Raw genomic sequence first — 11,720 nt, 5'->3', positions numbered from 1 at the left:
GCCCGCCGTGCGGGGGCTGCCGGGGCGATCTGCGGGGCCGGGGCCGACGAGCCGACCCGCCCGGCCGATGTGCGGGCCGACCTGCGGGGCCGAGTCCGCAGGGCAGGGCCGGGGCCGTGAGGGCCGGGTTCTCTCACGGCTGGCTTATTCGGCGCGGCTCCCTGAGCCGGGCTCCGGGTCGCCCGCGCATCGCTTGGACCTTCGTCCACTTGGCTTCGCATCTGCGACGTACCTTCGGACAGGCCCTTTGTATATGCGAGCTCCGGCCGCTTATCTTGTCGCGCATGCAGTCCTACACCATCGGCCAGGCAGCGCGTCTGCTCGGCGTCAGTCCCGACACCGTGCGCCGCTGGGCCGACGGCGGCCGCGTCACGACCCATCGCGACGAAACCGGTCGCCGACTCATCGACGGGCAGGATCTGGCCGCCTTCTCCATCGAGGTCGGCCAGTCCCCCAATGGCGAGGAGGAGGAGCCCTACACCTCCGCCCGCAACGCCTTCCCCGGCATCGTCACCGCCGTCAAGCTCGGCGATGTCGCGGCCCAGGTCGAGATCCAGGCCGGTCCGCACCGGCTGGTCTCCCTCCTGACCCGGGAGGCCGTCGAGGAACTGGGTCTGGAGGTGGGCATGCAGGCCACCGCGCGGGTGAAGTCCACCAGCGTGCACATCGACCGCACCTGATCGACCACATCCAGAGGTACCCGGCGGGTGCCGTGCGGGGCGTCGCAACCCGCGCCCACGCCCCGCCCGACATCCCTCCCAGGCCGAACCAAGGCCACTAACGTACGTCCCCGCGGCGTCGCCCTTCCCCCCCCAGCTCTCCCATGACTGCAAGCGGGGAACCCCTCACCTCCGGCGCGGCTCGACAAGCATCCGAAGGAGCTCCACCCATGTCTGTCATGGCCCTCAGCACCAAGCGCCGCCGCGCCGCCGCGGCCGTCGTCTCCGCCGCCCTGCTCATTCCGCTGGCCGCGGCCTGCGGCAGCGACAAGTCCGGTGGCAGCGCCAAGACCGCAGCCCCGTCCGACAGTTCCGCCTCGGCGCCGAAGGCGCAGCTCACCGTCCTCGCCGCGGCCTCGCTCACCGACGTCTTCAAGACGGCGGGCGCGGCCTACGAGAAGGAGCACCCCGGCACCAAGGTGAAGTTCTCCTTCGCGGGCTCGCAGGAGCTCGCCGCCCAGGTGAAGCAGGGCGCCCCCGCCGACGCGCTGGTCACGGCCGACACCAAGACCATGGACGGCCTCAAGGCGGACACCGGCAGCCCGTCGGTCATCGCCAAGAACCGTCTGGTCATCGCGACCGGCAAGGGCAACCCGAAGAAGGTCGAAGGCCTCAAGAACCTGGCCGACACCAACCTGAAGGTCGTCCTCGCCGCCCCCGAGGTGCCGGTCGGCCGCTACAGCAAGCAGGTCCTCGACGCCCAGAAGATCACGGTCAAGCCGGTCTCCCAGGAGGCGAGCGTCCGCGCCGTACTCAGCAAGGTCGAGCTGGGCGAGGCCGACGCGGGCATCGTCTACAAGACCGACGCCGCCTCCGCGAAGGGCAAGGTCGCCGAGGTCGACATCCCGGACGCACAGAACGCCGTCGCCAAGTACCCGGCCGCTACCCTCAAGGCCTCGAAGAACGCCGATGCCGCCGCCGCGTTCGTGAAGTGGCTGTCCTCCCCCGAGGCGCAGAAGATCCTCCAGGGCGCCGGATTCCAGCAGCCGTAAGCCACAACTCCCTTATGGGGTCTGCCCGTTCACGGGGGGACGGGCAGACCCCATGACGATCAGGACGCCGTGACCGCCAGGACCTCATGGCCGTCAGGACACCGTGGCCACCACGGCCTCGTAGCCATCAGAACACCGTGACCACCACAACCTCGTGGCCGTCAGGACACCGCCATCACCACCGAGTCGCCGTAACCATCAGGACGCCGTAGCCATCAGGACACCGGGGCCAGTCATGACTCGCAGCCGCACCCGCACCCGCCCGCGCACACCCGTCGCACTGGCCGTGCCCGCGCTGCTCGCCATCGCGTTCCTGCTGATGCCGCTGCTCGCCATCCTGGCCCGGACCTCGTGGGGCGAACTCGGCACCCACCTGACCAGCCCCGACGTCACCGAAGCCCTGCGGCTCTCGCTGGTCGTCTCCTTCTGGGCACTCGGACTCTCCCTTCTCCTCGGTGTGCCCCTGGCCTGGCTGCTCGCCCGGGTCGACTTCCCCGGCAAGGCCCTGGTGCGCTCGCTCGTCCTGCTGCCGATGGTGCTGCCGCCGACGGTGGGCGGTGTCGCGCTGCTGCTCGGCTTCGGGCGGCGCGGGCTGCTCGGCCCCTGGCTGGAGGGCGCCTTCGGCATCACCCTCCCCTTCCACACGTCCGGCGCGGTGGTCGCCGCCACCTTCGTCGCCATGCCGTTCCTGGTGATCAGCCTGGAAGGCGCGCTCGGCGGACTGCGGCCGCGTTACGAGGAGACCGCCGCCTCGCTCGGCGCCTCCCCACTGCGGGTCTTCCTCACCGTGACCGTGCCCATGGTCGCGCCGGGCCTCGCCGCCGGCGCGGCGCTCACCTGGGCCCGTGCGCTCGGCGAGTTCGGCGCGACGATCACCTTCGCCGGCAACCTCCCCGGCACCACGCAGACCCTGCCACTCCAGGTCTACCTCCTCCTCCAGGACTCCCCCCAGGCCGCGACCTCCGTCTCCCTGCTCCTGCTGGCCATCGCCATGGCCGTACTCGTGACCCTGCGCGGCCGCTGGGCCGGCCCCGCCGCACTACGGGGCGAGGCACCTGCCGCTCCCGCGCTCCCGGACCCCCCGGCGGATTCCGTCCCGGGGCAGCCGGAGCCAGCGGCGGACCTCAATCCGGCCGAGCCGACGCCCAGTTGGGGACTGCACGCCGACATCTCCGGCTTCAATGAGCTGACCCTCGATGCCGAACCCGGCACCACCGTCGCGGTCGTCGGTGAGAACGGCGCCGGAAAGACCACCCTGCTGCGCGCCCTGCTCGGACTCACCCCGCGCGCCCACGCCGCACTGCGCCTCGGCGACCTCGATGTCACCGCGCTGCCGCCGCACAAGCGCGGGGTCGCCTGGGTCCCCCAGGACGGTGCGCTGTTCCCGCATCTGAGCGCGCTCGCCAACACGGCGTACGGGCTGCGCGCCCAGCGCGTCCCCCGCGCCGAGGCCCGCGCCGCCGCCCAGCGCTGGCTGGACCGTCTCGGCGTCGGCCACCTCGCCCAGCGCAGGCCCGCCCAGCTCTCGGGCGGCCAGGCGCAGCGCGTCGCCCTGGCGAGGGCGCTCGCCGCCCGCCCCCGGCTGCTGCTCCTGGACGAGCCGCTCGCGGCGCTCGACCAGACGACCCGCGCGCACGTCCGCCACACGCTGCGCACCCATCTCGACGGCTTCGGCGGGGTCTGCCTGATCGTGACCCACGATCCGGTCGAGGCGCTCTCGCTTGCCGATCGCGTCCTCGTACTGGATGCCGGGCGCACCCTTCAGGACGCGCCGCCCGCCGAGGTCACCCGGCATCCGCGCTCCCCCTGGGTGGCCCGGATGCTGGGGCGCAACGCCTGGGCCGGGGAGGCCAGCGGCGACGGACTCGCGCTGGCCGGCGGCGGGCGGATCGTGGCGGCCGAGCAACTGCCCCAGGGCAGCCGGGCGTTGGCGATCATCGCGCCGGAGTCGGTGTCCGTGCACCGCAAGCGTCCCGATGGCAGCCCCCGTAATGTCTGGCCCGGCACTGTGCGGGAGATCACGGCGAGCGGGAGCCGGCTGCGGGTACTCATCGGGTCCGCCGAGTCGCCCGACCTGATCGCGGAAATCACCCCGGAGGCCGCCGCGGAGCTGGGCCTGGTGGAGGGTGCGGCCGTGTGGTCGAGCGTGAAGGCGACCGAGGTAACCCTCGTGTCGCTGTGAGCGGTCACCCCTAGACTGGCTGCCCGGGGCGACAGGAACAGCCACCACACCGAGGAGACGGGAGGCGATGGTGACGAAGACGGACACCGACCCGTCGGCCGAGGTGCTCGGCGAGGCAGCGGGGGTCTTCGGACTCCTTGCCTCGCCCGCGCGGCTGCACATCGTGTGGGTGCTGAGCCATGGCGAGTCCGATGTGTCGGGGCTGGCCGAGAGGGTCGGCGGTGCGCTGCCGGCCGTCAGTCAGCATTTGGCGAAGCTGAAACTCGCGGGGCTCGTCCGGTCCCGGCGGGAGGGTCGCCGGGTCGTCTACTTCGTCGACGATCCCGATGTGGCTCAGATGGTGTGCTGGCTGGTCGCCCGGCTGGGCGAGGGCGTGAGGTTGCCGGGACCGTCGGGACTCGTCCGTGACCTGGGCGCCTGAGCGGATCTCTTCTCTGCAGTTGTCAAGGAGCACTCCTTTGCAGCTGCTGCGTTCGCTGGGCTCGGGGCCACGGGGACTGGTGGAGTCCGAAGCCGAGGAACGACTCGTGCGGTATGGGGAGAACGTCCTGCCCACGCGCCGAGTTCCGTCCCTGCCGATCATTTTTCTCCGCAGTCTCCGCGACCCGTTCACCGCGGTCCTCGCCTGCCTGGCGCTGGTCTCCGCGGCGGTCGCCGCCTGGGCCACGGCCGCGGTCATCGCGGTGCTGGTGGTGGTGAGTTGTGCGCTGCGGGCGGCCGGTGAGCACCGCGCGGACCGTTCGGCGGCGGGGCTGCGGGAGTTGGTGGCGAGCACCGCGACCGTGCTGCGCAGGGCGGACGAGGCCGCGGTGCCGGTGTCGCGGGAGATCCCCGTGGACCAGGTGGTGCCAGGCGATGTGGTGCGGCTGGCTCCTGGCGATCTCGTACCGGCGGACCTGCGGCTGCTGCGGGCCACCGGACTGACGATGCATCAGGCCGCGCTGACCGGGGAGTCCGCGCCGGTGCCCAAATACCCGGTGGACGAGCCCGCGCCGGACGCGGCGGATGCCCTGCCGTCCGCCGCATCGCGCGAGCGGCCGCTCGACGTGCAGGACTTCGACCGGCCCGAGGTCTGCTTCCAGGGCAGCAGTGTGGCCTCCGGCAGCGGCACCGGTGTGGTGATCGCGACCGGCGCGGGCGCCCGGTTCGCGACGAGCGACAAGTTGCCGGGGAACGATCGCCGCACGACCGCTTTCGACCGGTCGGTGTACGGCATCTCCTGGATCCTGATCCGTTTCATGCTGCTCACTCCGCCGCTGGTCCTGATGGCCAACGCGGCCCTGCGCGGCCGCGGCCTGGAGACGCTGCCGTTCGCGGTGGCGGTGGCGGTCGGGCTCACGCCCGAGATGCTTCCCGTGATCGTGACGACCACGCTGGCCCGCGGCGCGTCCGCGCTGGCCCGCACCCACCAGGTGATCGTCAAGCGGCTGCCCGCGCTGCACGACCTGGGTGCCGTCGATGTCGTCTGCCTGGACAAGACGGGCACCCTGACCCAGGACCGGCCGGTCCTGGACTGCGCGCTCGACACGTCCGGCGCGCCCGACGACTCCGTACTGCACTGGGCCGCCGTCAACAGCCTGTGGACCTTGCAGCTCGCCGAACTGCCCACCGCCGACGCCCTCGACGCGGCTCTCCTGGACGCCGCGGAGGAACACTTCCCCGAGGGCCTCGACGCCCTGGAGTACGACGCCGTCACCGCCCTTCCCTTCGATCCCGTACGCCGTCTCTCCACCGCCGTCGTCCGAACCCCGCACCGGCTCGGCCGCCACACCCTGGTGGTCAAGGGCGGCGTGGAGGACGTACTGGACCGGTGCGTGCTCACCGCCGACGAGCGGGAGCGGGCGGTCGCGCTCGCGGACCGGCTCGCCGCGGACGGGCTGCGCGTCCTCGCGGTGGCGCTCGCCGAACGGCCCGCCGCCGCGCGCCCGTACACCACCGCCGACGAGCGCGGGCTGACCCTCCAGGGCCTGGTCGGACTGCGCGACGCGACAGCGGAGACGGCGGCCGACGCGCTCGCGGCGCTCACCCGCAGCGGGGTCGCCGTGAAGGTGCTGACCGGCGACCACCCCGGCACGGCCGCCCGCGCCTGCCGCGAACTCGGCCTGGCGCCGGGCGAGGTCGTCACCGCCGCCTCCTTCGACGCCCTGACCGACGCCGAACTGGGCGAACTCGCCGACAGCAGTACTGTCTTCGCCCGCTGCTCCCCCGAGCACAAGGCCCGGATCGTACGGGTCCTGCGCGAGCGCGGACATGTCACCGGCTTCCTCGGCGACGGCGTCAACGACCTGCCCGCGCTGCGCGCCTCCGATGTCGGCATCTGCCCGCCCGAGGCGGTGGACGTGGCCCGCGAGACGGCCGACGTCGTCCTCGCGGCGAAGGATCTGACCTCGCTCGACCACGCCATCATGGCGGGCCGCAGCAGCGGCGCCACCATCGCGACCTATTTGCGGATCACTCTCTCCTCAAACCTCGGCAACGTCATCGCGATGCTGACCGCCGGTCTGCTGCTGCCGTTCCTGCCGATGCTGCCGTCCCAGGTCCTGGTCCAGAACCTGTGTTTCGACGCCGCCCAGCTGGCCTTCGCGTACGACCGCCCGCAGGCCGGGGCGCTGCGCCGCCCGCTGAAGCTGCGCCCGAGCGAAGTCCTCGCCTCCGTCACGGGGTTCGGCGTCCTGAACGCCGCCGCCGACCTCGCGACCTTCGCGGTGCTCGTCTGGGCGGTGAGCCACACCCGGGCCGAAACCGCCTTCCACGCGGGCTGGTTCACGGAGAACCTGCTGACCCAGGCCCTGGTGATGGTCCTGCTGCGCACCGGACGCGGCGGCGGGGTCCCGGTCACCGCCGGTCTCCTCGCGCTGACCGGTCTGCTGCTCCCGCTCTCGCCCCTGGGGCCGCTGATCGGCATGGCCGCGCTGCCCCTGGCGTACTACCCGCTGCTCACCCTGGTGCTCGCCCTGTATGCGGGGGCGTTGTACTGGTTCGACCGATCGGGCCCGGCGCAGCGGCACTCCGTAGGAGACGACGACTCCGTAGGATCGCCCCATGGCAGCGCACAACCCCGGACCACGCCGTGACACCCGGGGCATCGTCGACGCCGCCGACCTCTTCACGCACGTACGGTTCCGCCGCCACGAACCGGCGCCCGCGCTGCGCCCGTACCTGGAGCACTACTGGCTGATCGACTGGGATCTGCCGCAGCCGTACGCCTCACACGTGGTGCCGCACCCCTCCGTCAACCTGGTCTTCCAGCGGTACGACGACGGGCGCCCCGACTTCCTGGAACTGTCGGGGGTCGGCCTCTCCCTGGCCACGCGGAAGCTGTCGGGCCGTGGACGGGTGTGCGGAATCCAGTTCCGGCCGGGCGGGTTCCGGCCGTTCGCGCCCGTCTTCCCCGTGTCGGAGTGGACGGACCGGGTGATCCTCGCGGACCCGGTGTTCCCGGCCGCCGACCCCGCAGCGGTGCTCTCGCCGGACCGGGACGAGGACCGGGTGGCGGCGCTCGACGGCTTTCTGCTGGGCCTCGATCCGCGGCCCGATCCGCAGGCGGAGCTCGCGATGGAGCTGGTCGACCGCATCCGCCACGACCGGACGGTGCGCCGGGTCGACGCGCTCGCCCGTGAAGCAGGGCTGTCCGCCCGGTCCCTGCAACGCCTCTTCGCGGCCTGCGTGGGCGTCGGCCCGAAATGGGTCGTCCTGCGCTACCGCATCCATGAGGCCCTCGAACACGCCGAGTCCGCCGCCATCGTCGACTGGACCCGGCTGGCCGACGAGCTGGGCTACGCCGACCAGGCCCATCTGGTACGGGACTTCACGGCGACGTTGGGCGCACCGCCCTCGGCACTGCGCCCAGCGGCCTTCCGCCCCTGGTCAGGGGCCGTTGTCAGACCCGACGCCTACAGTTCTGGACATGAACGACACAGTCCGTGACGAGTTGACAGCGAACCCGCGGCCTCCGCCCGCCACCCTGGGCAGCTGCTCAGTCGAGCCGCTTGTAGAAGTTGAAGGCCGTCACCGCCATGCGCTCGCGGAAGTAGAAGCGGTGCGCGTCGGTGCGGTGGGTTCCCGAGTCGAGGCCGAGGGAGATGCAGCCGGCCGCCCGCGCGCGGCTCTCCAGGTGCGCGAGGAGTGCGTGTCCCACCCCGGTGGAGCGGGCCGTGGCGGCGGTGACCAGGTCGTCCACGTACAGGCTCCGGACCGCGCTGGTGTTGACGACGATCCGCCACCCGGCGGCGCCGACGCACACCCCGTCGTCGCCGTACGCGGCGGTGAAGCGCAGCCCCTGGCCGTGCCCCTCCCCGTAGATCTCGGCGAAGAGCTCCTCAGTGAGGTGCGGGCGGAGTTCGCGGAGCACCGGCAGCAGGTCGTCCGTCAGACGCCGGTCGCCCGGCTCAAGGTCGGTGATCTTCATGCGGGAAGGGTAGATGCCGCCACCCCGACAGCCCCCGCCCGGTCCGCTGCACGTGCCGGGCGGCTCAAAACCCCCTTGACGGGCAGGCGCGCAGTCGCCCATATTTATCTGCGCAACGCAGATTCTGTACGATGCAGGATAATGTCCAGGGCGCCGAGCCACCGGAAGCCGCCCGCCTGCCCGCGCCCGCAAGCCGCACCCCTCGCGGCCGCGCCCGCCGACCGGGCCCGCGCCGCTTCAGCCCCCCGAAGGCAGACCGCGACGTACGCTCGTTCTCTGCGCGTCAACCCTGCTGCAGGGCATCAACTTCCTTTTCCCGAAGGGTATTTCCACCATGACGGTTCTCATCACCGGCAGCCGAGGCAAGGTCGCCACAACCCTCATCCCGCTGCTGCGCGAGCGCGGTCTCAGCGTTCGCGCGGCCTCCGCGAGCCCCGACAAGCTGACCCTCCCGGACGGCGTGGACCGCGTCGTCTGCGACCTCGACGAGCCGGCGACCTTCCCGGCCGCCCTGGCCGGCGTCAAGTCGGTCTTCCTCTACGCCAACCCGAAGCACATCGAGGCGTTCCTCGCCGCGGCGAAGGCCGCCGGAGTCCAGCACATCGTGCTGCTCTCCTCCAGCTCCGTCCTCCAGCCCGACGCCGACACCAACGCCATCGCGGCGATGCACAGCGGCGTCGAGCGCGCCCTCGAAACGTCCGCCATCGAGTCGACTTTCCTGCGGCCGGGCGCCTTCGCGGGCAACGCTCTGGGCTGGTCCTGGGCGATCAAGTCGACCAGCACCGTGGACCTCCCCTACCCCGAGGCCCAGTCCAGCCCCATCCACGAGGCGGACATCGCGGAGGCCGCGCTCGCCGTCCTCACCACTCCCGAACTGCGCGGCCGCGCCTACCACCTCACCGGTCCCGCCTCCCACAGCGCCGCCGAGCAGGTCGCGGCGCTAGCCGAGGCGGCCGGCCGGCCGATCACCGTGAACACCGTGACCGGCGAGGCCTGGAAGGAGTCGATGGCCGAGTACATACCTCCGAGCGTGGCCGACTCGCTGCTCAGCTACTTCGCCGCCAGCGAGGGGCGCCCCGACACCGTCACCACCGCCGTCGAAGAGCTCACCGGCCACCCGGCCCGCACCTTCGCGGCCTGGGCCGGCGAGAACGCGGACGCCTTCCGCCCCTGATCCACCGAAGCGCCTCCGGCGAATACCGGTGCTCGCGCCGGAGGCTCCGTGCCCCCGGTGCTCCGGCGCGAGCGCCGGGGCGCGCCCCGAAATCCCTGGTCCCCACACCCGTACCAATGCGATCCTGACGGCGTGAACGGACCGGAGATCCACCTCGACTTCGCCCCTGAGCTGCGGCTTTTCGTTCCGACGAAGCGCCGCCAGGGGCGCAGCGCCGTCGTGACCGACGGCGCGTCCACCCTCGGCCACGTCGTGGAATCGCTGGGTGTCCCGCTCACCGAGGTCGGCCGACTGCTCGCGGACGGCCGCGAGGTCACGGTCTCCCACATTCCGGCCGCCGGAGAGTCCATCGAGGTACGCGCCGTCGAGCGCCCGCAGCAGGTCCCGGGGGCTCCGCTCCGCTTCCTGCTCGATGTCCATCTCGGCACGCTGGCCCGGCGGTTGAGGCTGCTCGGCGTCGACGCGGCGTACGAGAGCGAGGACATCGGCGACCCGGCACTCGCCGCGCTCTCCGCGCGGGAACAGCGCGTCATGCTGTCCCGGGACCGGGGGCTGCTGCACCGCAGGGAGCTGTGGGCCGGGGCGTACGTCTACAGCCACCGCCCCGCGGAGCAACTCCGGGACGTACTGGGCAGGTTCGCGCCCGCCCTCGCGCCCTGGACCCGCTGCACCGCCTGCAACGCGCCGCTGCGGAAGGCGGACAAGGACTCGGTGGGCGACCGCCTGGAACACGGCACCCGCACCACGTACGAGGTGTTCGCCGAGTGCACCGCTTGCGAGCGCGTGTACTGGCGCGGCGCCCACCACGCCGGCCTGGAGGCGATCGTCGACGACGCGGTCCGGGAGTTCGGCGCGGCCGGAGCATGCCCGGCGGACCGGGCCGGATAAGAGCCTGCGCCTGGGTGGTGAGAGCCTGCGCCTGGGCCCCGCCCGGATCACGCCGCGGACCCGGGCGGGTTTTGACACAGGCTCCAAACCCCGGGCCGACGCGCTTCCGTACGTCAGAACTCGCCACTCCTGAGGCGTTCGATCTGGCTGGTGCTGAGCTCCATGGTCCGGCGCATGTGCCTCGCGATGAGCGCGATCTCGTCGTCCTCGTACCCGTCGAACATCTCCCACCAGGCACCGTTGAGCCGGCCCCAGACCTTGCCGAACTCCGCCATCCGCTCGGGCACGAGCTCCACGAGCACCTTCCTGCGGTCCTCGGTGCACCGGCGCCGCGTCACATATCCGGCCTTCTCCAGGCGGTCCGCGAGCCGGGTCGCGGAACCGGTGGTGAGCCCGGTCAGTTCGGCGATCCGGCCCGTGGTGACGGGCCCGGCTTCGAGGCCCAGCAGATTGAGGCACTGGAGATCCGTCGGGTGCAGCTCCAGACAGTCGGCCAGGGCCTGGTTGAAGAGCACGTACGAGGCCATGTAGCGGCGCGACACGACACCCAGGTCCCGCATCAGCCCGGCCCGGTCGGTGTGCTCCCGATCCTGGCCGGTTTTCTTCTGTGCCATGCAGAAAGTGTACGGCGCAGGACTCGCGCGAGGGCAGCGCGCGGCGTGGCCTGCGCCGGGCGGGGGCCTGCGCGCGGCGGGGCTAGCCGGCTGTTTCGGCTGTGAGGTAGCGCTGGATCGTGGGAGCCAGCCAGGCGATCACCTCCTCGCGGGCCATCGCGACCGCGGGCGGGAAGCGCAGCACATAGCGGGCCATCGCCATGCCGAGTATCTGCGAGGCGGCCAGTGCGGCCCGGCGCGGGGCGTCGGCCGGGTCGGGGCAGACGCCGGCGGCGAGCGGGACCAGCTGCTCGGCGAGCACCAGCTGCACCCGCTCGGCGCCCGCCGCGTTGGTGACTCCGACCCGGAGCAGCGCGGTGAGCACGTCGTCGGCCTCCCAGCGGTCGAGGAAGTGCGCGACGAGCACGGCGCCGATGTGCTTGCCCGGCAGCCCCCCCAGCTCCGGCATGCGCAGGTCGATCTCGGAGGCGGCGGCGAACAGACCCTCCTTGTTCCCGTAGTAGCGCATCACCATCGACGGGTCGATCCCCGCGTCGCGGGCGATGGCCCGGATGGTCGCGCGCTCGTAGCCATCGGCCGCGAAGCGCTCGCGCGCGGCTTCGAGGATCGCGGCCTTGGTGGCTCCGGAGGTGCGGCGGGGGCCTCCGGCGGGGGCTTCGGTCGTCATGCCAACAACTGTAGGCCAACAAGTGTTGACATGCCACTCCCGAGGGTTCTACATTTGCCAACAAGCGTTGACCAAC

The 11,720-nt window shown here is 72.2% G+C and carries 11 protein-coding genes; 8 read left to right on the top strand and 3 right to left on the bottom strand.

The annotated features are described in order from the left end of the window. Window positions 1-284 precede the first annotated feature (284 nt). From ACIBK6_RS28520 to ACIBK6_RS28495, 6 genes are all read left to right on the top strand, one after another. Entirely contained in the window at window positions 285-680 is a 396-nt protein-coding gene (locus ACIBK6_RS28520) for a molybdopterin-binding protein (RefSeq protein WP_399054261.1), read from the top strand. Window positions 681-898: 218 nt separating this feature from the next. After that, window positions 899-1,711, top strand: a complete 813-nt coding sequence (modA, locus tag ACIBK6_RS28515) for a molybdate ABC transporter substrate-binding protein (RefSeq protein ID WP_399054382.1) — start codon at window positions 899-901, stop codon at window positions 1,709-1,711. Between the two features lie 235 nt (window positions 1,712-1,946). After that, window positions 1,947-3,893 (top strand): ABC transporter permease, encoded by a 1,947-nt coding sequence (locus tag ACIBK6_RS28510; protein WP_399054260.1) that lies wholly within the window; start codon window positions 1,947-1,949, stop codon window positions 3,891-3,893. Window positions 3,894-3,960: 67 nt separating this feature from the next. After that, window positions 3,961-4,314, top strand: a complete 354-nt coding sequence (locus ACIBK6_RS28505; protein ID WP_399054259.1) for an ArsR/SmtB family transcription factor — start codon at window positions 3,961-3,963, stop codon at window positions 4,312-4,314. Beyond that, a complete protein-coding gene (mgtA, locus tag ACIBK6_RS28500; protein ID WP_399054258.1) occupies window positions 4,298-6,967 on the top strand; it encodes a magnesium-translocating P-type ATPase in 2,670 nt (889 codons plus the stop codon). The genes ACIBK6_RS28505 and mgtA overlap by 17 nt, the downstream gene beginning before the upstream one ends. Further along, window positions 6,936-7,820 carry a DUF6597 domain-containing transcriptional factor gene (locus tag ACIBK6_RS28495; RefSeq protein ID WP_399054257.1) on the top strand — a complete coding sequence of 295 codons (885 nt, stop codon included), beginning with the start codon at window positions 6,936-6,938 and terminating at the stop codon, window positions 7,818-7,820. The genes mgtA and ACIBK6_RS28495 overlap by 32 nt, the downstream gene beginning before the upstream one ends. Before the next feature lie 49 nt (window positions 7,821-7,869). On the opposite strand, the gene ACIBK6_RS28490 is transcribed toward ACIBK6_RS28495, so the two are convergent. Then, window positions 7,870-8,301, bottom strand: coding sequence for a GNAT family N-acetyltransferase (locus ACIBK6_RS28490; RefSeq protein ID WP_399054256.1), 432 nt, complete (start codon window positions 8,299-8,301; stop codon window positions 7,870-7,872). Window positions 8,302-8,635: 334 nt separating this feature from the next. On the opposite strand from ACIBK6_RS28490, the gene ACIBK6_RS28485 reads away from it, so the two are divergent. Together ACIBK6_RS28485 and ACIBK6_RS28480 are read left to right on the top strand one after the other, a co-directional pair. After that, a complete protein-coding gene (locus ACIBK6_RS28485) occupies window positions 8,636-9,475 on the top strand; it encodes an NAD(P)H-binding protein (protein ID WP_399054255.1) in 840 nt (279 codons plus the stop codon). Window positions 9,476-9,607: 132 nt separating this feature from the next. Beyond that, a complete protein-coding gene (locus tag ACIBK6_RS28480; RefSeq protein ID WP_399054254.1) occupies window positions 9,608-10,363 on the top strand; it encodes a Mut7-C RNAse domain-containing protein in 756 nt (251 codons plus the stop codon). A gap of 113 nt (window positions 10,364-10,476) precedes the next feature. On the opposite strand, the gene ACIBK6_RS28475 is transcribed toward ACIBK6_RS28480, so the two are convergent. Together ACIBK6_RS28475 and ACIBK6_RS28470 are read right to left on the bottom strand one after the other, a co-directional pair. Further along, entirely contained in the window at window positions 10,477-10,923 is a 447-nt protein-coding gene (locus tag ACIBK6_RS28475; RefSeq protein WP_399054381.1) for a MarR family winged helix-turn-helix transcriptional regulator, read from the bottom strand. Window positions 10,924-11,059: 136 nt separating this feature from the next. Continuing rightward, window positions 11,060-11,644, bottom strand: coding sequence for a TetR family transcriptional regulator (locus ACIBK6_RS28470; RefSeq protein ID WP_399054253.1), 585 nt, complete (start codon window positions 11,642-11,644; stop codon window positions 11,060-11,062). Between the last annotated feature and the right edge of the window lie 76 nt (window positions 11,645-11,720).

Origin of the sequence: Streptomyces sp. NPDC050485, assembly GCF_044458185.1 — a bacterium.
Classification (GTDB): domain Bacteria; phylum Actinomycetota; class Actinomycetes; order Streptomycetales; family Streptomycetaceae; genus Streptomyces.
The sequence above is the reverse complement of the archived record's forward strand: the minus strand, read 5'-3'. Positions and strand labels throughout refer to the sequence as shown.

Coding starts and splice junctions, on each gene's coding strand:
- ACIBK6_RS28520 (WP_399054261.1), top strand. CDS start 285: ATGCAGTCCTACACCATCGGCCAGGCAGCGCGTCTGCTCGGCGTCAGT.
- ACIBK6_RS28470 (WP_399054253.1), bottom strand. CDS start 11,644: ATGACGACCGAAGCCCCCGCCGGAGGCCCCCGCCGCACCTCCGGAGCC.
- ACIBK6_RS28475 (WP_399054381.1), bottom strand. CDS start 10,923: ATGCGGGACCTGGGTGTCGTGTCGCGCCGCTACATGGCCTCGTACGTG.
- ACIBK6_RS28485 (WP_399054255.1), top strand. CDS start 8,636: ATGACGGTTCTCATCACCGGCAGCCGAGGCAAGGTCGCCACAACCCTC.
- ACIBK6_RS28490 (WP_399054256.1), bottom strand. CDS start 8,301: ATGAAGATCACCGACCTTGAGCCGGGCGACCGGCGTCTGACGGACGAC.
- modA (WP_399054382.1), top strand. CDS start 899: ATGGCCCTCAGCACCAAGCGCCGCCGCGCCGCCGCGGCCGTCGTCTCC.
- ACIBK6_RS28495 (WP_399054257.1), top strand. CDS start 6,936: ATGGCAGCGCACAACCCCGGACCACGCCGTGACACCCGGGGCATCGTC.
- ACIBK6_RS28505 (WP_399054259.1), top strand. CDS start 3,961: ATGGTGACGAAGACGGACACCGACCCGTCGGCCGAGGTGCTCGGCGAG.
- ACIBK6_RS28510 (WP_399054260.1), top strand. CDS start 1,947: ATGACTCGCAGCCGCACCCGCACCCGCCCGCGCACACCCGTCGCACTG.